The following is a 22,260-nucleotide window of genomic DNA, read 5'->3' as shown; positions in this document are numbered from 1 at the left end:
GCCGAGGATTCATGTTGCTGCTCAACCCCATTGTCCGAAAAACGTCCGAAAAGCGTTCCCGCTGGTGGACCAAGCTGGCCGGCTTCGGCCTGTGGTCGTTGCTCCAGCCCATCTGCATGAGCCTGAATATCCGCTCCATCAAGGAGGAGCACGACGACGTCTACACGGCGCCCTTCCTGGTGGCCCTCTGGCACAACCGCACGACGGTGCCCGGCTACGCCTGGTCCCTGGCCCAGAAGCCGCTCAAGATGTGCGTGCTCACCAGCGCCAGCAAGGACGGCGCCCTGGTGGAGGCCGTATGCAAACACTTTGGCCTGGATTCCGTCCGCGGTTCCTCAGGACGGCGGGGAGCCCTGGCCTACATGGAAATGATGAGGAAGGTGCAGGAGGGGGACGTCTGCTTCTGCCTCACCCCGGACGGTCCGCAGGGCCCCATTTACCAGGTGCACCACGGCATCATCAAGATGGCCTCCCAGTCCGGGCTTCCCATCGTTCCCGTGTGCATCGAATATGAAAGCTGCTGGAGGCTGAACAAGGCCTGGGACCGCTACGCCATTCCCAAGCCGTGTTCCAACGTGAACATTCTATGGAAAAAGCGCCTGTTCATTCCTCCGGACGCAACGGATGAGCAGGTAGCGGACTACGCCCGCCTTCTGGCCGGGCTGCTGAGCGAGGGGCTTCCGGACTTCCCGCCACTTCATCAATCATTATTATGCAAATCATCGACGGAAAACAGGTAGCCTCCCAGGTGCTGGAAGAGGTTGGAAAGGACATTGCCCGGCTCAGGGAACAGGGAATAACGCCCGGCCTGGCCGTGGTTCTGGTGGGGGAGGACCCCGCCTCCCAGGTGTATGTGAATTCCAAAGTGAAAAAATGCGCGGAGCTGGGAATGAACTCCCGTAAAATCGTTCTCTCCGCGGATGCCTCCCAGGAAGAACTGCTCCAGGTCGTCCGTGACTTGAATGCGGACCCCTCCATCCACGGCATTCTGGTGCAGAGCCCGCCTCCCCCCCATATCGACGAGGCGGCCGTGGTCCTGGAAATAGACCCCGCCAAGGATGTGGACGGCTTCCACCCGGAGAACGTCGCCAAGCTGGTGCTGGAGGATGAAACCGGTTTTGTGCCCTGCACCCCGCTGGGCTGCATGAGGCTGTTGCAGGCGGCCGGCATTGAAACGGCGGGCGCGAATGCCGTGGTCATCGGCCGCAGCATGATCGTGGGCAAGCCGATGGCCCATCTTCTGATGTCCAAGCAGGCGAACGCCACCGTTACGGTGGCCCACTCCCGCACGAAGAACCTGCCGGAGCTTTGCCGTTCCGCAGACATCATCGTGGCGGCGATAGGCAGGCCCGCATTCGTGACGGCTGATTTTGTGAAGGACGGCGCCGTGGTGGTGGACGTGGGCATCAACCGCGTGGAAGATGCCTCCGCCAAGCGCGGCTACCGGATTGTTGGAGACGTGGCCTATGATGAAGTGGCGCCCAAGTGCCGGGCCATTACCCCCGTGCCCGGCGGCGTGGGGCCGATGACCATCGCCATGCTGATGGCTAACACGGTCAAGGCCTGCCGCCAGCAGACGGGAGCCTGACGGAGCGCCGTGACGTCCGTTTTTCTTGTCAAATGAAGGAAAGTAGGGCAGTATTCACTTACCATTATGTCAAGTAAATTACTCGAAGGCAAAGTTGGTGTCGTAATCGGCGTGGCGAACAAGCGCAGCATCGCGTTCGCAATTGCCAAGGCATGGCATGAAGCGGGCGCAAAGCTCATCTTCAATTATCAGGGCGAACGCCTCAAGGACGGCGTGCTCAAGCTGGTCCATGAAAACTTCGGCGAAGACGTCCCCGTTTACGATCTGGATGTCAGCAATGATGAATCCATCAATGCATTCTTTGAAAAAGTCCGGGAACACACGGACAAGGTGGATTGCATGCTGCATTCCGTGGCTTTTGCCCCGAAGGAAGCCCTTGGCGGCAGTTTCCTGGATACGGGACGCGAGGCGTTCAAGATTTCCCTGGATATCTCCGCCTACTCCCTGGTGGCCCTTTCCCGCGCCGTGGAGCCCATGATGTCCGACAACGGCAGCATTCTGGCGATGTCCTACCTGGGTTCCGAAAAGGTGGTGCCGAACTACAACCTGATGGGCGTTTCCAAGGCCGCCCTGGAAGCCTGCACCCGTTATCTGGCGTATGATCTGGGCCGCGCCCGCGGCATCCGCGTCAACTGCATCAGCGCGGGCCCCATGCAGACGCTTGCGGCACGCGGCGTTTCCGGCTTTAACACCATGTTCAAGGTGTATGAGGAACATGCCCCCCTGGGCCGTTCCTGCACGGGCGAGGAACTGGGCGCTACCGGCGTCTTCCTGGCCAGCGACGGCGCAGCCGCGATCACCGGACAGGTGATTTACGTGGACGGCGGCTATCAAATCATGGGCATGTAGCATTCCCTCCGGGAAAATTTCCCCTTTGTTTCAGGCCGTACCGCTTGCCGGTACGGTCTTTTTGCGCTGTTTCCGCGGGTATGACAGGGATGCGCCATCTCTCCTGTCAAAAATTCTTGTGTTCCGGTGTCTCATTTTTATAAATAAGAAAATGACAGCCTCCCCTCGTTATCTGTTTAACGGAGAAACGTGCGGCAGCTTGGATGAATTGTTCCTCCGCTACGGGAACTCTTCTCATAAAGCCCATATCTCCCTTGTTGGCGGGGACGGAATGCACATGCAGTCCGTTCCGGTGGGTAACGGCCTTTATTATTGCGAGGTGGGGGATGACGCCCATGGCTACGTCTGCCCCCATGAAATGCCGGTTGAGGAATTGGAGGAACAATTCCGCCGTTTTGATTCAGGGGAGGATTTCTCCTTTGTGAAGGAAGATTGGAGCTTTTACGAACCTTCCGCCTCTCCGCTTCCGGCGATGGTCAAATGGATTGGCGTCGCGGCCCTGATGGATGCCGCCATTGTACTGGCCTTCACCGGGCTTCCGGAGGTCCACACCGTCCATCTTTCCTGCATGCTGGATACGTTTACCCGTTTTCTGCTCAGTTAAGGCGCGCAGGGGCGGCCTGTTGAAGGAAGCCTTTTGCGGCTCCGCTTCAGGGGGCGAGTACCTTCAGCGTGCCGTGGCGCGTGATGCGGACCGGGGCGTTGCCCATATAATCGCCGTCCAGTTCACAGGCGGCCTGTCCGGCGGAAATGACGGTTCCCCCCGTCATCCGGATATATTCAAAGGAGCCGTTCCGCCGGGAATGGAAGCCTCCGTGGACGGCGGCCATCAGGCATTCCCCGATGATGGAGGGAATGGAATGTTTGAAAACCACGGCGTCCAGAAGACCGTCGTCATTATCCGCTTCCGCAAAGAAATTCAGCGGTCCGCCGTACCTGCGCCCGTTGCCGAAGAGGATGGAACGGCCTGCCACCACCCGCCCGTCATCCGTGGACAGGGTCAGCCGGGGCTGCCGCTCCGTGCAAACCCGGGCGCCGGCAATGACATAGGCGAAGGCCTTCCATTTCTTTTTCATTTCCCACGTGGTCAGTTCCACGGCACGGGCGTCCGCGCCTATGCCCGCCATCTGGAGAAAGGGCTGCCCGTTGAAGGCGAACAGGTCCACGTCCCTGGGACGTCCCGCATTCAGAACATGCAGGGCGTGGTCAAAATCCTGCCGGATACCGATTTCACGGGAGAAGACGTTCATGGTTCCCGCGGGGAAGGGGGCCAGCGCCGTTTCCGTATTGCAGAGGGCCCTGGCCGCCACGCCCAGCGTGCCGTCCCCGCCCGCCACGGCCACGACGGGAGTTCCGGAATCCGCCCGGGCGGCCAGGTGGCGCAGCATGTCTTCCCTGCTTTCCGGCTCAATGACGTCAAAAAGATCCCGGTGGCCGTCCAGCCAGCGGCGGAAGCGGTCGGCCCTGGCGCTGCGCGCCGTATTATTGAAAAACAGGGGAATCCTCATGGAGCGGTCACGGAGAAATTCAAAATCTGCACCGGGGCTTCCGTATGGGCCACGGGTTCATGGCGCACTGTTCCGTCGGGCAGCATGAATTCCAGAATGCCGCGGGAGACGTTGTCCGGCAGGCGCACTTCCAGAAACTTCCTCATGTCGTCGGATGGGCCGGGGGTGGTGCCTTCCGCCAGGACTTTCCCTTCTTCCGACTTGAGAACGACGCGCAGGGGCAGTCTTCTGCCGCTGCCTTCCTTCCCATCCCTGATATCCAGCATCAGCCTGCTGCCCGGCAGGTACTCCGGCTGTGCCGCCACCCAGTCCGACGCCAGTTTCATATAACGGTCCGTGATCCTGACGGCGGGGACGGTCCGGCTTTCCGGAGGGAAGGTCAGCGCGCGCCGTTTTTCGTCGTAGCGGGCTTCCCAGATCAGCGGGAAGAACTCTCCGGCGCCCTCCTTCTTCCAGGAGGTGGCGTAAATGGCGTTCTCCGGCTTGCGGGGGTCCAGCATGCTGATGGCGGACATCACCCACGGGGTGTTGAAATCCTTCTCGTTGTACTCCAGCATTTTCCATTCCCCGTCACACCAGGCTTCCACCCAGTTGTGGTTGCCGCGCACATGGTTCCAGGTAAGGACGCCGGCCATGCGGGCCGGAATGCCCACGGAGCGGAGCGCGCAGACGAGCAGGATGCTCTGGCCCGTGCAGGAAACCTTGCCGGATTGCAGGGATTCCTTCACCCCCTGGTGAGGAATCCTTCTTTCCGTGGAATAGCGCACATTCAGGGTTTTCTGGATGCAGGAGGCAATCGTGAGGGCGGCTTCCCGGCCCGTCTTGCATGCGGAAACCAGCGGCGCAAAGAGGTTGTGGAACTGTTCCCGCCATTCGTCGCGCGGCTCGTTGACCACGGCATAGGGGAGCACGTTGTTTTCATAAAGCTCCCACGGAACCTTGCCGGCCCAGGGGAACTGGCTGCGGGCGTCCAGCGCCAGGCGGACTTCCCGGTCCAGCCGTTCTTCCGTAATCGTTTCCCTGTCCTGCGCGGGCATGTAGGCGCGCAGGAATTCCACTCCGTCCGGAATGGCGTCATGGGCGGCGCAGAGAGCGGCGGTCAGGCCCAGGAGAAGGGCGGAAGGCAGCGGATTCATGAACACCGGAATTCATACCTGAATTCCGGGAGGGAGACAAGCTTCCTCTTGCGCAAGTAGGGCATGGAAATGGGCGAACAGGTGCGTGTCTTCCGGCGGCGTGGGGGCAAACGGGGCGTCATTGTCCAGGATATCCTCGCAAATGCGCATGAAATCGCGGGAGGTTTTCGCCCTTTTCATGTAATGGTCAAAGGAATCCGGAAGCCCGCGCGCGGTGTAAACCAGGTATTTTTTCATGCGGTGGATGTGTTTTTCCTCCACATAACGCTTCTGCATTTCCAGCGTGCGCTCATGGAGGCGGCGGATGTAATGCAGCACGTCCCGGAAGGTGGGGGAAGCAGGGGCTCTACCCTGGAAACGGTCGTAAAGCTGGGAAAATATCCATGGATTGCGCAGGGCCGCGCGCCCGATCATCAGGCCTGCGGGCCGGGCCAGCCGCACCCACGCGTCCGCCGTGGCCGCATCCACAATGTTGCCGTTGGCGACCACCGGACAGTCCAGCGCTTCCACGGCCCATTTTACCCATTCCGGATGCACCGGGGAGCGGTAGCCTTCCCGTACGGTGCGGGCGTGGATGCACACCCTGTCCGGGGTGTGGGCGGCAATCACGGGGAGAATGCGTTCAAACTCGTCCGGATTCTCGTATCCCAGGCGGCATTTGACGGTGAAGGCCCCGGCGGGAAGAACGTCCCGGAGCGCGCCCAGGGCCGCGTCCATGGCCTTCAGGGAGCGCAGCATGCCCCCTCCGGCGTTTCTCCTGCACACCATCGGGGCGGGGCAGCCCATGTTCAGGTCCACCCCCGCGCAGTCGTGCTCCATCAGGGCCAGCGCGTCCCTCGCCAGGTACTCCGGTTCATGGCCCACGAGCTGGCCGTAAATGGGGCGCCCCGTGGGATTTTCATCAATGGAGCGCAGGATGTATGGCGACATCTTTTTATGATGGGCCACCGTTCTGAAATACTCCGTGATGAAATAATCCGGCAGTGAATTCAAGTCCTTCAACGTCTTGAGGAAAGCCAGATCCGTCACATCTTTCATGGGGGCCAGGGCCAGGAGCATGCGCCTGTGCATACCGTGAAAAGCCCCGGTTGGCAAGCTGTGATTGTCTTGACGAAAGAAGGAAAGTGTGGAAGCTGTGAGCATGAATCAGGACTCAACCCGCAAAGCCAGAGTGAATGTGAGACGAGCCGAGGTGATGGAACAGGTGGAGAAGGAAATCCAGCAGCATTACCAGAGTGAATTGATTTCCCATATCCGGTCTGCGGGCAACGTGTACAACCTGGGCCACACGGAATTTTTCCTGGCGAGGGAGTTTGGATTCTGCAACGGCGTGCGCCGCGCCATAGACATAGCGTATGCGGCCCGCAGGGTGTTCCCGGACCGGCGGATTTTCCTGATCGGGGACATCATCCACAATCCGGAGGTAAACCGGCAGCTGGAGGAAATGGGCATTCAGAAGCTTCCCTGGAAGCAGCTTGATTCCTCCTATGACCGGATTGCCGCGGACGACGTGGTGATTATTCCCGCGTTCGGCGTGCCCACTCCCTTCATGGATGCGCTGGAGGAAAAGGGCGTGCAGATTGTGGACACGACCTGCGGGGACGTGATGAAGGTCTGGAAAAGGGTGAAGAATTACGCCGCCATGGGGATTACCTCCATCATTCACGGCAAGGCCACCCATGAGGAAACCAGCGCCACGGCCTCCCGGGCCCTGGGGGAACGGGGAAAGGGGAAATACCTGGTGGTTTACGATCTGGAGGACGCCCGCATCCTGTGCGACTACATGCTGGGCCGCGGAGATCGCGAGGCGTTCCTGAAACGGTTTGAAGGCTGTTATTCCCCGGGATTCGATCCGGACCGGGATCTGGAGGAAGTGGGCATCGCCAACCAGACCACCATGCTGAAGACGGAGACGCAGACGCTCCAGAGGATGGTGAAGGACGCCGTCGTCCAGAGGGACGGGGACGATGATAATTTTTATGTGTTCGACACCATTTGCGGCGCTACCCAGGACCGCCAGGACGCCCTGTACGAGCTGTTGAAGAACCCTCTGGACGTCATGTTCGTGGTGGGCGGCTACAATAGTTCCAACACCACGCACCTGGTGGATATCGCCAAGGAGCATGTGCCCACGTATTTCATTGAATCCGCAGAAAGCATCAAATCCATCCAGTACGTGGATGCCTTTGACACGGAAACGCGGGAAGTCCGCCGCATGACCACGGAACCGGTGGTGCAGAATCTGGGCAAATCCCTGAAGGTGGGGATTACGGCGGGCGCTTCATGCCCGGCCAACCTGATTGAGGCCACTATCCTGCGCATTGCAGAATTGCGCAAGTAGCGTCGCGCATCCGGAGCTGGAGGGATGCGGAGAAATGGGCACGCCTTCCACCGGGAAGGCATCTGCCGTTTTTCTCACGAAAACGGAGCGGTGGCCGAACCCGCGGGAGAGGAAAACAGAGAAACAGGAATACGGCGGAAAACGGCGCCGGGCAGGACTCCTTAATTTTCCAGGTCTTCCGGGGTGACGGAACGCTGTTCCCGGGAGGCAAGCAGTACGGCCTGTTCCACGACGTACTCCGTATTGGAGTCGAAACGGTAGGCGTTGCAGTTGGGACACACGGCAGTGGTCAGGGACACGATGGAGCCGCAGGCTTCGCAAACCTTGAAGTCCCCGGGACGGTCAATAATCAGTTTGGCTTTATCCAGGCGGGATTGCTGCATGGGAGGGGAAAATAAAACAAGCCGCTCAGCAGAACAGAGCGGCTTGCCATAAAGATCGTCAGAAAACCGAAGTGAAAACTCAGGCGATTTTTGCGATGGCCTTGGCGGCCTTGCTCTTGTAGTTGGCGGCGCGGTTGGCGGGAATGGTGCCCACCTTGGCGGCCTTGTCAACGGCGGAGGAGAAAGTGTTATAGGCAACGGCAGCGGCTTCCTTGTCAGACGTTTCCACCGCAGTGGCAATCTTCTTGCGGAGGGTCTTCAGCTTGGAGGACACAGCGCGGTTGCGGGCGGTGCGGGTTTCTGTCTGACGGATGCGCTTGAGTGCGGATTTGGTATTGGCCATGTTTTAAAAGAGGTTCGGTTTCCGTTTCGAGGTGGCAGAAACATTAGAATAACAGGACAAAATGTCAAGCTCTTGATATATTTTTTAAGGCATTCCTCCTAAGCGCGGGCAGACTGCGGGCTTTACCGGAAAAAGGGTTTGTGGCATCCTGTGCCCCCGTTATGAAGAAACGCGTGGATTTGCCTGAAAAAAAATATGAAGGATATATTTTTGATCTGGACGGCACCCTGGTGGACAGCATGCCGCTCCATTACAAGGCATGGCGCAAGGCCCTGGCCCGTGCGGGGGCGCCGGACCGCGTGTTCCTGGCGGATGAATTTTATTCCTGCGGCGGTAAATCCGCCAACGACGTGGTGCGTTTTCTGAACGAACGGTACGGCATGCACATGGATGCTGCTTCTACCGCTGCGGACAAGCGCCGCATTTATCTGGAAATGCTGGAAGAGGAGGGCATGCAGCCCATCCGGGAGGTGGTGGAATTCGTGCATTCCCTGGGAGACGCCCCCAAGGCGATCGCCACGGGAAGCGCCATGCCGGGAGCGTCCCGGACGCTGGCCGCCGCCGGACTTTCAGGTCTTTTTGACGTGATTCTGACGCCGGATGAAGTGGAGCATGGCAAGCCTGCGCCGGACATGTTCCTGAAAGCGGCGGAACTTCTGGGGGCATCCCCGGACCGCTGCGTGGTTTTTGAAGACGCGGAACCCGGCATGAAGGCCGCCGCAGCCGCCGGAATGGACTGCGTGCACGTCCGCCGCGCGTCCCTGGCCTGATTCCCTCTCCAGCGGCTTCCGCAGAGGGGCGCTTTCCGGCCTTCCCCTCCTCCCGGGATGCACGCCTGCATTTTAATGAAAAGGCTTCACATTACGCCCGGAATGCGCTAGAACCTTTTTTCCTATTGAACAAATAAAATATTATTTGCACATGAGCACAAACGACAAAACATCATCCGCCCCGACGAAAACCCGCATGACAGGAGCCGAAGTGCTCGTGGAATGCCTCGTGCGTGAAGGTGTAGACGTCGTCTTTGCCTATCCCGGCGGCGCCAGCATGCCGATTCACCAGGCCCTGAGCCATCAGCCCAAAATCCGGACCATCCTGCCCCGCCACGAACAGGGCGGCGCGTTCGGCGCGGAAGGCTACGGCCGCGTCACGGGCAAGGTGGGCGTCTGCATCTCCACTTCCGGCCCCGGCGCCACCAACATGATCACCTCCATTGCGGACGCCTATCTGGACTCCACTCCGCTGGTGGCGATTACGGCGCAGGTCATGCGTTCCCTGATCGGCCGCGGCGCCTTCCAGGAGACGGACGTGTTCGGCATGACCGCCCCCATCGTGAAGCACAGCTATCTGGTGACGGAACCGGAAGAACTGCCCCGCATCATCAAGGAAGCCTTTTACATCGCCTCCACGGGCCGTCCCGGCCCGGTGGTGATTGACATGCCCAAGGACGTGCAGGAAGCCGTGTTCTCCCCGGACTTTGACATGGAAATGGACTTGCCCGGCTATAATCCGGTGCTGCCCGTTCCCACGGAAAAGCTGGAAGAACTCATTCCGCTGATTGAAGGCGCCAGCCGTCCCGTCATTTACGCCGGCGGCGGCATCATCTCCGCGGAAGCCTCCGCGGACCTGCTGGAATTTGCGGAACGCTCCCAGATTCCCGTGGCGACCACCCTGATGGGCATAGGAGCCATGCCGGAGACCCACCCTCTTTCCCTGCGCTGGCTGGGCATGCACGGAGCCGTGTTTGCGAACAACGCCGTGAATGAAGCGGACCTGGTGATCGCCCTGGGCGCCCGGTTTGACGACCGCGTGACCGGCGCCGTCAACATGTTCTGCCCGGACTCCACCATCGTCCACATTGACATTGACGCCAGCGAGATCAACAAGAACAAGAAGGTGGCGCACCCCATCCGCGCGAACGTGAAGGACGCCCTCCAGGTTCTCAACGCCGCTCTGGCCGCTCAAGGCTGGGAACGCAAATCCTCCGGCTTTACCCGCACTCCGGAATGGTTCGGAGTGATTGAAGACTGGAAGAAGCAATACCCCTTCTCCTATGAAGACCGCAAGGGCTATATCTCCCCGCAGGCCGTCATTGAGGAACTCTACCGCCAGACGGCGAACAAGGATCCCATCATCTGCACGGGCGTGGGCCAGCACCAGATGTTTGCCGCCCAGTTCTTCAAATTCGACAAGCCCCGTCGTCTGGCTACCTCCGGCGGCCTGGGAACCATGGGCTACGGCCTTCCCGCCGCCATGGGCGTGTGCCTGGCCTGTCCGGACAAGCTGGTGGTGAACATTGACGGAGACGGCTCCATGCTCATGAACATTCAGGAGCTGGCTACCATTCACGTGGAGCGCCTGCCTGTCAAATGCATCATCCTGAATAACCAGCACCTGGGCATGGTGGTGCAGTGGGAAGACCTGAAGTATGACTCCAACCGGGCCCAGACCTTCCTGGCGGACCCGCACGACAGCTATGACCCCACCCACAAGACGGAAGACGTCATCTACCCGAACTACCCGCTCATCTGCGCCGGATTCGGCGTCAAATGCGAGCGCGTGCTCCGCATAGAGGAACTTCCGGCGGCCATCACCCGCATGATTGAATCCCCGGAGGCGTACGTGCTGGACGTAATGGTTCCTCACGACGTGCATGTGCTGCCGATCATCCTGGGCGGCATGAGCTACAAGGACGTGATTCTGGAACGCATTGCCGGGGACGGCTCCGCCAAGAAGGCGTCCGAACTGGGCAAGGAAATTCCGACGGCCCTGTAAGGGATATTCCGTCATTCATTCGTTAACGGGAGCCGTCCGCAAGGGCGGCTCCTTTTTAATGGCAGCGGAAACCGGAGGGGAATTCGGCTTCCGGCAATGGGGAAAACGGCGCGCCGCCCGGGAGGCCTGTTGTGTATGTGTCTCCATGTTGGCGGCTCCGGGGATGCACGGTTCTGTTTGAAGGAACGTGGAAGATGTTGCTGGACGCGGCAGAGGGGAACGGCTAGCATCAATGAACCAAGTTGAATGCAAGCCGGACCGGACGCGGCGAAGATGGAATATTACGGAATAACGCCGCGTCTGATGCCGCCTTGCGCCAACCCCAAGCTCACAGAAAATTCCCGGGAGACCGGCGCTTGCTGTAAGTGATTGGGAAATGGATATTGACAAAAGAATCACCTCTTATCGGGCCTGACCGTATCCGGCTTCCGCATCAGGTTGGCGCAAACCCCTTGCTGCGCCCTTGATGCTCAACCCGTATCCTCCAGGCCGTCGCACCCTCACGGGTGCGTGGATTGAAACCTGATTTTCCTGCTCTTCCGTCTTGTCTAAACTGTCGCACCCTCACGGGTGCGTGGATTGAAACCGCGGGCAATGTGCAGTTGACCGTAGCCACCGGGTCGCACCCTCACGGGTGCGTGGATTGAAACCTGTGCTGGAATTCGTGTTCGACCGGACGCTAGCGTCGCACCCTCACGGGTGCGTGGATTGAAACATCCCATACCGTAATTCCGAACGCCCGGTAAAGTCGCACCCTCACGGGTGCGTGGATTGAAACTCATCCTGTCCTGGTTCTACGTTCCCTTTCTGGCGTCGCACCCTCACGGGTGCGTGGATTGAAACGCTTGACTGTACATGAGATTTTGGCACAATTCAGTCGCACCCTCACGGGTGCGTGGATTGAAACAACCAACCCGTAACCTCATAGGCCGCCTCAGCGTGTCGCACCCTCACGGGTGCGTGGATTGAAACCCAGGTTTTTCCGCAGGCTAGCGTCCGGTCGAACAGTCGCACCCTCACGGGTGCGTGGATTGAAACCTCATACGGCCCGCTATAGGGTGGAAATGCTGGAGTCGCACCCTCACGGGTGCGTGGATTGAAACAGGTTTGCAAGCCTGTTATCTGTCTTATCGCCATGTCGCACCCTCACGGGTGCGTGGATTGAAACCGTTAATTTTGAGACATTGTAGCAGGTGCCATAGGTCGCACCCTCACGGGTGCGTGGATTGAAACAATCCCCGGCCAATGGCTTCGCTCAAAGCCTTCGGTCGCACCCTCACGGGTGCGTGGATTGAAACAATTCCTGATTGAGGTGACCATCGAATCCATCCGGTCGCACCCTCACGGGTGCGTGGATTGAAACACCGAGGACTTACTGATTCTATCCCGCATAATTCGTCGCACCCTCACGGGTGCGTGGATTGAAACAGAGTAAGTATCTTGCTGTTGACGTAACCGGAGGGTCGCACCCTCACGGGTGCGTGGATTGAAACCAATACCTTGAATGCCAATGCTATCCATGGCCGTGTCGCACCCTCACGGGTGCGTGGATTGAAACCCGTCCACTTGTCCATCATGGAAAGAAGCCAGGGGTCGCACCCTCACGGGTGCGTGGATTGAAACCGCATAGGTGATGAAGGCAGGGGAGAAGTTACCTGTCGCACCCTCACGGGTGCGTGGATTGAAACCGGGCTCGTAGCCTCTGTTGGCGATGGCTGGAAGGTCGCACCCTCACGGGTGCGTGGATTGAAACGACCCCAGCAATGAAAAGCTGGACCCGGACTTCTGTCGCACCCTCACGGGTGCGTGGATTGAAACACCCGAGGGCACCCTGCTGGTCCTGGATGAGTGTCGCACCCTCACGGGTGCGTGGATTGAAACCTGAATAGCTGGATAATTTTTGAAGGGATAGGCAAGTCGCACCCTCACGGGTGCGTGGATTGAAACCTCCATGCTAGCGGCGTATATAAAATGACGCACAAGTCGCACCCTCACGGGTGCGTGGATTGAAACATAAGTTGTATGTGGCTAGCTGCTTCAGCGTCATGTCGCACCCTCACGGGTGCGTGGATTGAAACTATACGCCGGGTGATGGACCTATAGCTTTCAACCTGTCGCACCCTCACGGGTGCGTGGATTGAAACGTAACCTACTTCATAGGGAGTAGGAATATGGGGTGTCGCACCCTCACGGGTGCGTGGATTGAAACAGCGTCAATGTCCATGTCTTCATCATTGTCCCTCGTCGCACCCTCACGGGTGCGTGGATTGAAACTGTTTGTGGAGACCCTTAGCGGCAAGACCAAAGGGTCGCACCCTCACGGGTGCGTGGATTGAAACATTGTATTATGTGGTTAGGTTTATTTATTGTGCCGTCGCACCCTCACGGGTGCTGAGGGATGACAGGATAGTTGATATAAGTTGATTTAGGGTTGAAATCCGTTGGAATCTTAGAAAACACGGGAGTTGGAGCGCTCCTGGCCAGACAGGAGATATCTTATAAAAGTCGAAGCCAAAATGCGGAGAAATGACAGGTATCTGATATAAGTGCACTGGCTATGCAGAGGGGCTGCACAAGGGGTGAAAGCATGAGAAAAAAGCACATGCAATCGCATTGCAGAAAAGGTGAAAGCTGATTGAAATAGCGACCATGTCTGAATCAAATACACCTCTTGTTATAACGCCGATCCCAGTGTACGGATCAGTCACTGTCATCTCGCCGCAGGACCAAGACAAAGAACACCCCCAGACCTATCATCTGCGAGAGTCGGCCATCGTGCTGATCTGGGCCACTCGTCAAGGGCATAAGGTAACAGCGTGGGTGCGTGACGTACTCGACAACGTGTGGATCATCGTCCATGAAGACGATTGACCCAAGAAACAAAAAGGCCGCCAGGTTGTCCCTGGCGGCCTGAATGGTATCTGGGCTAGTCATCGCATAAAGCGCGGACAAATGGAGTCATCTCCTTGCCCGGATGATCCTCTATCAGCTTACCCGTCCGCTCATCGACGATACCCAGAATAGTAGAATAGAGGCCGTCAGCATACAGGGATTGCTTGGTGGCAACAACAAGTATCTGGATGGCTAGATTGGACTGTTGGCCATTGCGATCAATAACGTAGCAATTAAGCTTATCGCCTGGAGTTAAGGTTTTCATGATGTTTTTTCTGTTTCAATCCACGCCCCTGTGAGGGCGAAAAGTTAGTTGTTATCCGACGGAACACTGGGCTGCTCCATGTCGATGAGGATGGGATTAAACTCATCGACGACTACACGGCCGGAGTATCCTCTCACTACATTACTCGCGGGGGGGCAAGACTGAACCAACCTAATGCCTCGGCGAGGTCTCCGGCACCACTCCAGTGTCGCGTCGGCAGGTATATCCGTCTCCAGCATGGTGCGCTGATATGGCAGCAGGCGCAGGATCGTGTCCAGTATCCTCATGGTTGCTCCTCCTGTGGGACGATACGCCATCCAGATCGGACCTCGTTACTGCCGATGTCAATAACCCAGTCCTGCCAAATATGATCGACTAGCACCCCCTTGGATGGGCTGAATACTGCCATAATGCGGTATCCATCCAATTGAGATAAGCAGGCAGACTCAATCATGGCTCCCTCCTTGGCAGCTCTAAGAGCCTCCGGCCAGGTGAGCGGATAGTCAGGATCACTCATGACTGCACCTCCTGGTCTGGCATCCATATATTACTGCGGAATCCCCGCGCGGTGGGCTTATGCGGCCCAGGAGTGGTGACAATGCGTACAGCCCCCACATGATCAGCCAGCTTGCCGGGCGGCATCGTGCGCGGATCAGCATGCGGCTCGTAGGTATCCTGGCCAGTCTCGGAGGCTAGTTTGCGGGCATCCTCCCGACCCCGGTTGATGATAGTATACATCAGGTGCTGGACATGCTCCACGGCAGCGTAATGCCGCAATGCCTGGTACACATCCCGACCCGTGCAAGGCAGGTGCAACTGGTCCCGCACGATCTCGGCCAGATAGTCTGGGCTGGTCTCGTAGCGCATCATAGCCTCGCGCAGGTTGTGGAGGGCCGTGTCCATCTCCGACCAAGTCCGGTCCTTGATGGAGGACGTGCCCAGGTAGGTAGCCAGTCTATTATAGATAGGCACGTAGTGCTCCTGGGTTGCCTTGGTAAGTGACTCGGTGACTCCTGTGGCAGCCCAAACCTCGTCATGCCGCCAATCCACCAGGGACGGCAGGGGGCACCCCTGGGACTGGATGCACTTGTAGGCCTTGCCGGCCATGATGGACAGTACGGTGATCTGTCGCTTGGTAAGTGGTTTGCTCATATATCGATGTTGGGCTTGAAGGGTGTAGGGTTAATCAGAGCATTGATCAGTTGCTTGTGCTGCGTCGGCGTTAGATAGATTAATGTTGCGGTACTGGCCCCACGGATTGCTCCTGTGGTAATGGACAGGATGATGTGGTGCCCCATGTCCTTGACCTCAATCTCAGTCATGCGCTTATCCTCCCTGCTGTGTCAGTCTTAGGCTCTACCCAATATGCCTCCGTCTGCTCAATGCGTAGTCCCAGGGCGGCCAGCCGCTCGTCATCCAGCTCGGCCTTGAGCTTGTCCTTGTCCGGCTTGGGATCGGACACCTTGAGGTAGGCGGTGAGTCCCATCTCCTTAATCTTGTTGCAAACGGCTCCCCAAGTGAATTTGCGGGAGAGTAGCACCAGTGTGGGATTGCCCAGTCTCCAACCCCATCGGGCCTTGCCGGTCTCTCCGGACTTGGCGTCCCCTTGCAGGAGCGCCTCCCGGTTGCGGATGGCATACTGCTCGGCCTGGGCCAGCTTGGCGGTGATCAGGTTGTTGAGGCCATCAACTACTCCGCCGTGCTCCTCGCGGGCGGCCAGAATGGCCTTGTCCAGTCGGGCCTGAGCCTTGTCTCGCTTGACGGTCAGCTCGGCGATCTGGTCCAGGCATTGCTCGTACTCGGCCAGGGTGGCCAGTCCGGTGTTGCGTGTTGTTAATTTAGTCATTGTTATGTGTGTTGCTTGTTGATTTGTTTACTTTTGCGGGCCACCATGGATACGACGTCCTGCCAGGTGAGACCGGGCGTCTGTAGCCATGCGTAGAATTTAGCTCCATCCACCGGGACGTAGCGCTCTCCCAGCTGCTCCAGACGGATGGCAATCATGCCCGGCCAGCGTGGGTCGTAGATAGTCCAGTAGTTGCCGGAGCTGGCAAATCTGGACAGCTGCATGCTGATCAGCGTGCACAGGGTCTCTGGATCGTAGGTCATGGCTGGTCAATGTACATGTAGATGGGAGGGATGGGATTAACCGGCTCGGCACCGTCTATCAGCTTGTGGATCAGGTCGTCGGATGCAGCATATCCTCCGTGATGGGATATATAGATATCTCCCCTGAGCCTATCAGCCAGGACGGCTCGACACTCCGGGCAAACCGCATAAGTCTGTCCATGGCGCTGGATGATCTCCAGGCGTGCGTGCCGGTGGTAATAGCAGTAGATGGGATTAGTCATGACGGCTGGACCTCCTCTCCATATCGGTAAAACGGGGGAGAAAACACCTCTCCAGCTTGCCCGTGTCATGATTAAGATGCGCATTGATGCCCGTGACATCGTGCATGAGATTGAAGTTATCAGCCTGCTCCATGTCAGCAAGCCGCAGAGGGCAGCCGTTGCAGTGACACGCCTCCAGGTCCATCTGGATATCCAGCTCATCGACGTCTGTATTGCCGTACTTGTGGTATAGGGCGCAGGCCCGCTTGGCGATGCGCTCAATGATCTCACGCTCCGCAGGTGTGGCGGTAAACAGGTCTTTCATTGCTCGCCCTCCCGGTTATGGTGAATAGTATCAATTATCACCTCACCAATGGTGTCGGGATTACTGGCGATGAACTCATTGATCAGCGTGGCGACACGGGCGGCAGGGGTCTCATGGTCGGCCTTTTGGATGGTCTCGCTATAGATGGCGAGTCCGGACCGTCCGCTGTCCGTGATGACGTCCTCGATGTGGAGGACAAAGTTGCCTCCCTTAGGGTCCAGCGTGAAGTTGGGGGCTTGCCGCCGCCCGTCCTGTTGTTGATTGGTGTTGGTGCTGTACATGATAGTAATGGTGTTATTGGTTGGTGGTTGAGGTGGGTTGATCGGCCTCGGATGGACCGACGGTGATGCTGGCCAGGCGCATCTTGCCCAGTAGGGTGTGCAAATGAGATATGGCCAGATTGAGCGAGTCGTAGTCAGTCTTGGACAGGAGGGCCGCCTTGCAGTGGCTGACCCGCTCAATGTGGATATGCTGGGTGATGTAGAGCAGTTGCCGGTGCTGCTCCCACTGCTCCTCGCTTAATACCGGGATGAGCTCCAGGGACAGGCTGTGATGCGTGGTGATGAGGGCGTCGAGGTCGGCTAGGCGGAGGACCACATATCGGGTGCCGTCCAGGTCAACGATGGTGTACTTGATGGTCTTCTTGCGCATGGTATCGGAGTGTTAATGGGTGTCCTGTGCAAGCATGGCGTCGCGCAGCAGGGTCAGGTCCTGCAGGAGATCGGGCAGCTGATCAGCAGCATCGGTGAGGACCTGGTGGATATCGCCCAGGTCGACCGGATCGGTCGTACCAATGGCTCCCCATGTTGTCAGCGCCGTGCCGACGAGGTCAACCAGCTGCGGTATGCCTTCGGCAATCCTGATAGCGGCCAGGGTTTCTGGCGGCACCGTAATGGTGAGCGTGTTTTTCTCGGTGTTGGGTTGTTGTTTCATGTTTGCTTATTGTTTGTGGTTATACGTGTTCCGGCATCTTGCCGGCTTCCATTTCTTCAAGTTTTCTAACCGCGGCCAGGTAGTAGTCCCAGGTGAGGTCCACCCCTGCATTGTTGGCTGCCTCCAGACCCTTGCGCAGGCGCTTGGTAGTCTTGCCAAATCCGTACAGGTTGGCCTGCTGCTTGAGGGTGGCCAGCATGGCCCGGCTGGGAGTCGGATAGCCGTAGTAGGTCCAGAGCGTCTCCAGGTCACGGGTCTCAATGTAATCCGGGAGGCGGTAGATATTGGCCGCTCCGCGCTTGGAGGTCTGCTCCAGGATGCCCTGCCACTTGTCATTATGCTCCACGTACTCAGCCAATACAGGTGTGCCCACCAGGAGCATGCCGCACTGGGTCTCATCGTATATCTCCCGCAGCTGCTCAATGCCCTTGCGTCCGGTCTTGTCGCTGTCCAGCGCGTGGTGGATCTCGTCGACAATGAGCAGGTGCTCCGGAGTCAGGCGGTTGACAATCTTGGCAATCTGGAACTCGGTGTTGCCTTTGACCGACAGGCCTAATTGAGCGGCAATGCGGTAGAGCAGCCGTCCCGGACTGGTGACTACCGGGCAGCGCACCAGGATGACCGTGCCGGGGTGGCGGCGGGCATACTCCTTGAGCGCCCAGGTCTTGCCCCACTGCGTCTTGCCCACCAGCATGGAGGCGTATTGATTAACGTGGGTCAGCTCGGCAATCTGCATCACGTAGCGCGCCAGAGCCGTCTCAATAAACGGGCCGTCCGAGGTTGACTGCTGGCGTAGGGAAAGGACGCCGCACAGGTCGTCCAGCTTGGCCAGATGGGGGCCGGCAGGCGCTTGGTAGGTACCGTTGAGCAGACGGTGCATGACCGTCGTGCTCACCGGCAGCTTGTCGGCCAGAGTACGCAGGGTCCACTGATGCTCGACGGCGTAGTTGATCAGGTCCGTAAGCATCTTCTTGTGGCCTTGCTTGTAGGGCGTGGCCGGGATGCGTGCCAGATATCTGCTCAGGTCGGCGTCGTTGTTGATTTTGGTGATGTCGTCCATATTGTTATTATTGTGTTTATTATGTTATAAAAATCTTACATCGGGCAGGTCGTGGGGCAGCTCGTCGTCATCGTTGCCGCTGGCGGGGATGAGGCTGATGTCCGGCATGGACTCGGCCGCCGCCGTGGCTGCCCTAGTCACGGCCCGCTTATCGGCAGGCGTGGGGGTGAGGGAGTATGCCTGGGCATACTCGGCTGCCGTGACCGGCTTGCCCTCCATCAACCGCCTGTTGTGCTCGCGCTTGCGGACAATATCCGCCTCGTCCTTGGCTCCGATGATGCGGGCATACTCCAGCTGATGCTCCCGGCGCCCGGCCGCCTTGCCCATGGCCTGCTCCACGGCGTGCGTATCCGCCGTGCAGACCCTCTGCACGAGGCCTGCAGTGCCGATGATGCGGCCGTCCTGACCGCACACAAATAGCTGGTTGGCATCGTAGGGATTGACGTAGCCCTGGTACTTGCCGTGGGCCAGCTCCCGGATGGCTCCGTCAGGAGTAACCACGCGGGCCTCGTAGATCAGCTCCTCGTCCTGGATAGCCTTGTCGCGCATCCGGATGTAGGCGCTGGCCACCTTGATGGGGCGGGCCAGGTCCATGCCCAGTATCTGACAGATGCACCAGGCGGGCAGCTTGATAAGCCTGTTGCCCGGCTTGGCCTCCTCGTAATCCCATGCCTCGGTGGGGCTCATCCGGCGGCGGTGCACCAGGTCGGCTCCGGTCTCGCAGGCGGTGCGGATGATCTGGGCGGCCATGGACGGCTCCACCTCGCAGGACGGAGTCCAGGGCGCGGAGGGTGACAGGCGCAGCTCCTCAACCATGTAACCGCAGCGCTCCCAGCCCTCCAGCTTGTGGGTGGTGCGGGCATTGATGTCGCTGACAATCTTAGTGAGCTCGTGACTCAACTCGTCCATGGTCAGCATGTAGTGCTTGAGTTGACCGGCTCTATCCGCGGGCAGCTTGTCCATCGCCTTGATGAGCTGGTCCTCGGCACGCGCCAGGCCGTGCAGGGTTTCCGGCGGCGTGCGGTCGTGGCCGGTGGCCCCAGGCAGATGGCTGATGCGGTTGTGCTGCAGGTTGTGGTAACTCTCCAGGGGGGCCTTGTGGCGCGGGTTGCCCACCCCACGGCCGCCATGGCCCTGCTTGAGCGTCTGGCGCACGCCTCCGATGCCGGAGCGGTCCACCTTGATCAGACCGCCGCTGGCATGGTAGAGCAGCTCCTCCATCTCCTTGTCAATGGCGGCCGTCCCATTCTCGACCACGAGGGTGGTTCCTCGTGGGGAGTATCCGATTGTAGCTCCCCACAGGGCCAGGATGCTGCGCATGTCCCGCTTGTTAAGATGGATCATCTTGCCCGTCTCCTCGTCGCGGCGGCGGATTTTTTGGCCCCACGCTACACGCTTGCCCGTAAGGTACTCCAGCACCCCAAGCTGCAGGGGCTGCCCCTTGTCGCGGCCGGATAAGACCTGGAGGTCCAACCACACGTCGTCAAACAAGAAATGACTGCCCAGCCAGAGTCCCTCGCGGGTGGCCAGTACCTGGGCCAGTTGGGGCGCTGCCGTGCGGATGCCCTGCTTGAGCGCCACCGTCTCCAGGGTCTGGGGGGCAAGCCGCTGCAGGTTGCGCAGGCTCCAGCCGGAGGGGATGCGCGGCCAGCCCGGCCAGTCCTCATAGCCGGGGATGGTGTCGCGCCTCTCCGTCCAGGTCTTGATAAGCTGCAGCCTGGCGGTGGGTATGCCCCCATTGCGCTGGCACTGGGTGCAGAGACCGTGCCAATAGGCCAAGAATTTGCTGAGGGTAACACGGCTACGGGCCTGTATCTTGCGGTAGCGGCGGTCCACCAGGGAGAGGGGATTGTCTCCGCTGTTGCGCCAGATATCATACCAGCGGCGCATGGTGACGGAGGATATGCCACAGAGGGCTGCAGCATCCCGGATAGCTCCCTGCTGCGCTCCATAGCAGGCGCTGGCCTCCTTGATGCGCTTGCAGGCCGCATAGATGGCCAGCACTCTGTCCCGCTCCACCAGCGGTAAATCGTCCATGGTGATATTGTCCATTGTGTTATAATGTAGTTGTGCCGTTGACCAACCCATCCATCGTGGCCTTGACTCGCTGCTCGTCGACGTTGGATATCTTGCGGGCGTAGGCGGCCAAGGACTCAGCGAAAAGCTCGCGCTCCTGGAGACGCAATAAGTGGATGTAGCCTTGGTCCACAAAGGTCCCCAGCTGCTTGAGCAGGCAGGCCGCATCCTGCTCGGCCTGGTGCCGGCGACGCTCCAGCTCATCCGGGGGGAGATTGAGGGCGGCCAGGTCATTGGCCAGCTTGTCCATAGGGGTGAGGGCCAGCGCTCCGTCAGGGTTGCCGGCTCCAGTAAATCCCAGGGGCTTAACCCGGTCATGCGTTGTCCGCTTGCGGGTAGAGATAACTCCCAGGTTGATCTCCATCTGTCGAGGTGTCTCGGCTCCGTCGGTTACTTTATCCACTAGGGTGGGCAGTTCGGAGACAGGTTCACCGCTCAGTCCGGCGTCCAGGAGATACCTCTCCGTATTGGCCAATCGACCGGCTGCTGTCTTGTAGCAGCGCATGTAGCGGTTGGACATCTGCTGGGTAAATTGAAACCGTGGTTTCAATTTATCGTCTTTGGCGAAGAATTCACCCCACTCTCCATGGGGAGTCGCGGCCTTAAGCTCGGTCAGCAGCTTGCCCAGCTTGAGTCCTGCCGTCACGGCATTGCGGCCGGCGCATGCCGCCATCTCGGCCTGCGCCTGGGCATACCGATGCAGGCGGTTGGCTTCGCTGACGCCCAGCGTCACCCGCGTTTCAGCGGTTATCATTAGCTCGTGTTTCATTGGTCAAAATGTTGTTGACGATTGATCTCTTGCTGTAGGATGTAGCGGTTGAGGGCCACCCTCAGCTTGACCAGGGCCTTGTCTTGCAGCTCCCAGATAGCCTTGTCGGACAGGCCCAGGTAATGAGCCAGGTTCGAGCAGGTAAGCGGTCCGTCGTGATGTACCTGGTAATGGCGGCGCACCTCCGGGATGTTCCACAGGGCTCCCCAGATGGCCCACTCATCAGCAGTCATGGGGGCGTCCATATCAACGGGGGTGTCGTCCATCATCGTGTGGCCTTTCTATAACTGGCAGGCTGGCCGTGCGCGGGTCCTTGATGCCGTCGCGCACTTGCCGCTCCTCCGTATCCAGATACCAGCCTCCTGCCTTGACCATCCCAAAAAATGCCAGGGCCATGACTGCTATGGCGGCAATGAGATTGGCGGCGTTCCTCAGCATTGTTACCTGCTCCTCCTTAATGATGTCAGTTTTTTACGCGGCAACCTCCTGATGCGAGCTTTCAGGGCATTGCCTCGGTCTGGGGCCCCTTTGAGTACTCTGCGTACGTGACTAGGTGATACCCCTAATGCTTCGGCAGCCTCAACAGGCGTATACCCCCTGCTCAAGAGCCACTGGAGTGAGATGTCTTCTTGTGTTCTCATAAGAGATTTGTTAGGTTCTTCCTATGGCCGCCCTTATGGGGCGGCC

28 protein-coding genes and 1 CRISPR repeat array are annotated in these 22,260 nt (G+C 58.9%); of the genes, 8 read left to right on the top strand and 20 right to left on the bottom strand.

The window, feature by feature from the left end:
* The first annotated feature begins 11 nt into the window (after positions 1-11).
* The 4 genes from HJW02_RS00805 (at position 12) to HJW02_RS00790 (ending at position 3,041) form a co-directional block, all read left to right on the top strand.
* The gene (locus tag HJW02_RS00805; protein ID WP_102722804.1) at positions 12-740 is read left to right on the top strand and encodes a lysophospholipid acyltransferase family protein; all 729 of its coding nucleotides are present in this window, start codon (positions 12-14) and stop codon (positions 738-740) included.
* Positions 713-1,588, top strand: coding sequence for a bifunctional methylenetetrahydrofolate dehydrogenase/methenyltetrahydrofolate cyclohydrolase FolD (gene folD / locus HJW02_RS00800; protein ID WP_022396699.1), 876 nt, complete (start codon positions 713-715; stop codon positions 1,586-1,588). The genes HJW02_RS00805 and folD overlap by 28 nt, the downstream gene beginning before the upstream one ends.
* A gap of 66 nt (positions 1,589-1,654) precedes the next feature.
* Entirely contained in the window at positions 1,655-2,437 is a 783-nt protein-coding gene (locus HJW02_RS00795) for an enoyl-ACP reductase (RefSeq protein ID WP_022396700.1), read from the top strand.
* A 151-nt stretch (positions 2,438-2,588) separates the two neighbouring features.
* Entirely contained in the window at positions 2,589-3,041 is a 453-nt protein-coding gene (locus HJW02_RS00790) for a hypothetical protein (RefSeq protein WP_022396701.1), read from the top strand.
* A gap of 46 nt (positions 3,042-3,087) precedes the next feature.
* Here the strand turns inward: HJW02_RS00790 and HJW02_RS00785 are convergent, their stop codons facing one another.
* From HJW02_RS00785 to HJW02_RS00775, 3 genes are read right to left on the bottom strand one after another with little or no spacing between them, the layout of a single operon-like run.
* Positions 3,088-3,945 carry a diacylglycerol kinase family protein gene (locus HJW02_RS00785; protein WP_102722802.1) on the bottom strand — a complete coding sequence of 286 codons (858 nt, stop codon included), beginning with the start codon at positions 3,943-3,945 and terminating at the stop codon, positions 3,088-3,090.
* A complete protein-coding gene (locus HJW02_RS00780) occupies positions 3,942-5,081 on the bottom strand; it encodes a transglutaminase-like domain-containing protein (protein WP_102733099.1) in 1,140 nt (379 codons plus the stop codon). Before HJW02_RS00780 ends, HJW02_RS00785 begins: the two co-directional genes overlap by 4 nt.
* A 12-nt stretch (positions 5,082-5,093) precedes the next feature.
* Positions 5,094-6,140 (bottom strand): tRNA-dihydrouridine synthase, encoded by a 1,047-nt coding sequence (locus tag HJW02_RS00775; protein WP_205597322.1) that lies wholly within the window; start codon positions 6,138-6,140, stop codon positions 5,094-5,096.
* A gap of 82 nt (positions 6,141-6,222) precedes the next feature.
* Here HJW02_RS00775 and HJW02_RS00770 point away from each other — a divergent pair, with 82 nt between their 5' ends.
* Positions 6,223-7,422 (top strand): 4-hydroxy-3-methylbut-2-enyl diphosphate reductase, encoded by a 1,200-nt coding sequence (locus tag HJW02_RS00770; RefSeq protein ID WP_022396705.1) that lies wholly within the window; start codon positions 6,223-6,225, stop codon positions 7,420-7,422.
* Between the two features lie 161 nt (positions 7,423-7,583).
* Here HJW02_RS00770 and HJW02_RS00765 read toward each other — a convergent pair whose 3' ends face one another.
* Positions 7,584-7,805: a hypothetical protein gene (locus HJW02_RS00765; RefSeq protein WP_022396706.1), complete on the bottom strand. Its 222-nt coding sequence runs from the start codon at positions 7,803-7,805 to the stop codon at positions 7,584-7,586.
* A gap of 79 nt (positions 7,806-7,884) precedes the next feature.
* Positions 7,885-8,148 carry a 30S ribosomal protein S20 gene (rpsT, locus tag HJW02_RS00760; RefSeq protein ID WP_022396707.1) on the bottom strand — a complete coding sequence of 88 codons (264 nt, stop codon included), beginning with the start codon at positions 8,146-8,148 and terminating at the stop codon, positions 7,885-7,887.
* Between the two features lie 161 nt (positions 8,149-8,309).
* On the opposite strand from rpsT, the gene HJW02_RS00755 reads away from it, so the two are divergent.
* The 3 genes from HJW02_RS00755 (at position 8,310) to HJW02_RS00745 (ending at position 13,794) form a co-directional block, all read left to right on the top strand.
* Positions 8,310-8,918 carry a beta-phosphoglucomutase family hydrolase gene (locus tag HJW02_RS00755; RefSeq protein ID WP_022396708.1) on the top strand — a complete coding sequence of 203 codons (609 nt, stop codon included), beginning with the start codon at positions 8,310-8,312 and terminating at the stop codon, positions 8,916-8,918.
* Positions 8,919-9,114: 196 nt separating this feature from the next.
* Positions 9,115-10,923 carry a biosynthetic-type acetolactate synthase large subunit gene (gene ilvB, locus HJW02_RS00750; protein ID WP_240454305.1) on the top strand — a complete coding sequence of 603 codons (1,809 nt, stop codon included), beginning with the start codon at positions 9,115-9,117 and terminating at the stop codon, positions 10,921-10,923.
* A gap of 491 nt (positions 10,924-11,414) precedes the next feature.
* A CRISPR array of direct repeats spans positions 11,415-13,327; the repeat unit is 31 nt; unit sequence GTCGCACCCTCACGGGTGCGTGGATTGAAAC.
* Between the two features lie 245 nt (positions 13,328-13,572).
* On the top strand, positions 13,573-13,794 hold the full coding sequence (locus HJW02_RS00745) for a hypothetical protein (protein ID WP_146024276.1): 222 nt from the start codon (positions 13,573-13,575) through the stop codon (positions 13,792-13,794).
* A 55-nt stretch (positions 13,795-13,849) separates the two neighbouring features.
* On the opposite strand, the gene HJW02_RS00740 is transcribed toward HJW02_RS00745, so the two are convergent.
* From HJW02_RS00740 to HJW02_RS00670, 15 genes are all read right to left on the bottom strand, one after another.
* A complete protein-coding gene (locus HJW02_RS00740; RefSeq protein WP_102749307.1) occupies positions 13,850-14,080 on the bottom strand; it encodes a hypothetical protein in 231 nt (76 codons plus the stop codon).
* 283 nt (positions 14,081-14,363) lie between these two features.
* Positions 14,364-14,597, bottom strand: a complete 234-nt coding sequence (locus tag HJW02_RS00735; protein ID WP_146024277.1) for a hypothetical protein — start codon at positions 14,595-14,597, stop codon at positions 14,364-14,366.
* On the bottom strand, positions 14,594-15,232 hold the full coding sequence (locus tag HJW02_RS00730) for a hypothetical protein (RefSeq protein WP_102749309.1): 639 nt from the start codon (positions 15,230-15,232) through the stop codon (positions 14,594-14,596). Before HJW02_RS00730 ends, HJW02_RS00735 begins: the two co-directional genes overlap by 4 nt.
* A complete protein-coding gene (locus tag HJW02_RS00725; RefSeq protein ID WP_180976187.1) occupies positions 15,229-15,402 on the bottom strand; it encodes a hypothetical protein in 174 nt (57 codons plus the stop codon). Before HJW02_RS00725 ends, HJW02_RS00730 begins: the two co-directional genes overlap by 4 nt.
* Positions 15,399-15,926, bottom strand: a complete 528-nt coding sequence (locus HJW02_RS00720; RefSeq protein ID WP_102749310.1) for a host-nuclease inhibitor Gam family protein — start codon at positions 15,924-15,926, stop codon at positions 15,399-15,401. The genes HJW02_RS00725 and HJW02_RS00720 overlap by 4 nt, the downstream gene beginning before the upstream one ends.
* A 2-nt stretch (positions 15,927-15,928) precedes the next feature.
* Positions 15,929-16,189, bottom strand: a complete 261-nt coding sequence (locus tag HJW02_RS00715; protein ID WP_102749311.1) for a hypothetical protein — start codon at positions 16,187-16,189, stop codon at positions 15,929-15,931.
* The gene (locus HJW02_RS00710) at positions 16,186-16,431 is read right to left on the bottom strand and encodes a hypothetical protein (protein WP_102749312.1); all 246 of its coding nucleotides are present in this window, start codon (positions 16,429-16,431) and stop codon (positions 16,186-16,188) included. The genes HJW02_RS00715 and HJW02_RS00710 overlap by 4 nt, the downstream gene beginning before the upstream one ends.
* Entirely contained in the window at positions 16,424-16,735 is a 312-nt protein-coding gene (locus tag HJW02_RS00705; RefSeq protein ID WP_102749313.1) for a hypothetical protein, read from the bottom strand. Before HJW02_RS00705 ends, HJW02_RS00710 begins: the two co-directional genes overlap by 8 nt.
* Positions 16,732-17,016 (bottom strand): hypothetical protein, encoded by a 285-nt coding sequence (locus HJW02_RS00700; RefSeq protein WP_102749314.1) that lies wholly within the window; start codon positions 17,014-17,016, stop codon positions 16,732-16,734. The genes HJW02_RS00705 and HJW02_RS00700 overlap by 4 nt, the downstream gene beginning before the upstream one ends.
* Before the next feature lie 13 nt (positions 17,017-17,029).
* The gene (locus tag HJW02_RS00695) at positions 17,030-17,386 is read right to left on the bottom strand and encodes a hypothetical protein (RefSeq protein ID WP_102749315.1); all 357 of its coding nucleotides are present in this window, start codon (positions 17,384-17,386) and stop codon (positions 17,030-17,032) included.
* Between the two features lie 12 nt (positions 17,387-17,398).
* Positions 17,399-17,668: a hypothetical protein gene (locus tag HJW02_RS00690; RefSeq protein WP_102749316.1), complete on the bottom strand. Its 270-nt coding sequence runs from the start codon at positions 17,666-17,668 to the stop codon at positions 17,399-17,401.
* Between the two features lie 19 nt (positions 17,669-17,687).
* Positions 17,688-18,635 (bottom strand): ATP-binding protein, encoded by a 948-nt coding sequence (locus HJW02_RS00685; RefSeq protein ID WP_208050589.1) that lies wholly within the window; start codon positions 18,633-18,635, stop codon positions 17,688-17,690.
* Positions 18,636-18,752: 117 nt separating this feature from the next.
* Positions 18,753-20,780 carry a hypothetical protein gene (locus tag HJW02_RS00680; RefSeq protein WP_102749318.1) on the bottom strand — a complete coding sequence of 676 codons (2,028 nt, stop codon included), beginning with the start codon at positions 20,778-20,780 and terminating at the stop codon, positions 18,753-18,755.
* A gap of 4 nt (positions 20,781-20,784) precedes the next feature.
* Complete coding sequence (locus HJW02_RS00675; protein ID WP_102749319.1) at positions 20,785-21,573, bottom strand: hypothetical protein; 789 nt, start codon at positions 21,571-21,573, stop codon at positions 20,785-20,787.
* Positions 21,570-21,842 carry a hypothetical protein gene (locus HJW02_RS00670; protein WP_146024278.1) on the bottom strand — a complete coding sequence of 91 codons (273 nt, stop codon included), beginning with the start codon at positions 21,840-21,842 and terminating at the stop codon, positions 21,570-21,572. Before HJW02_RS00670 ends, HJW02_RS00675 begins: the two co-directional genes overlap by 4 nt.
* Positions 21,843-22,260 lie beyond the last annotated feature (418 nt).

Origin of the sequence: Akkermansia sp. GGCC_0220 (assembly GCF_017566105.1) — a bacterium.
Taxonomy (GTDB): Bacteria; Verrucomicrobiota; Verrucomicrobiia; order Verrucomicrobiales; family Akkermansiaceae; genus Akkermansia; species Akkermansia massiliensis.
The sequence above is the reverse complement of the archived record's forward strand: the minus strand, read 5'-3'. Positions and strand labels throughout refer to the sequence as shown.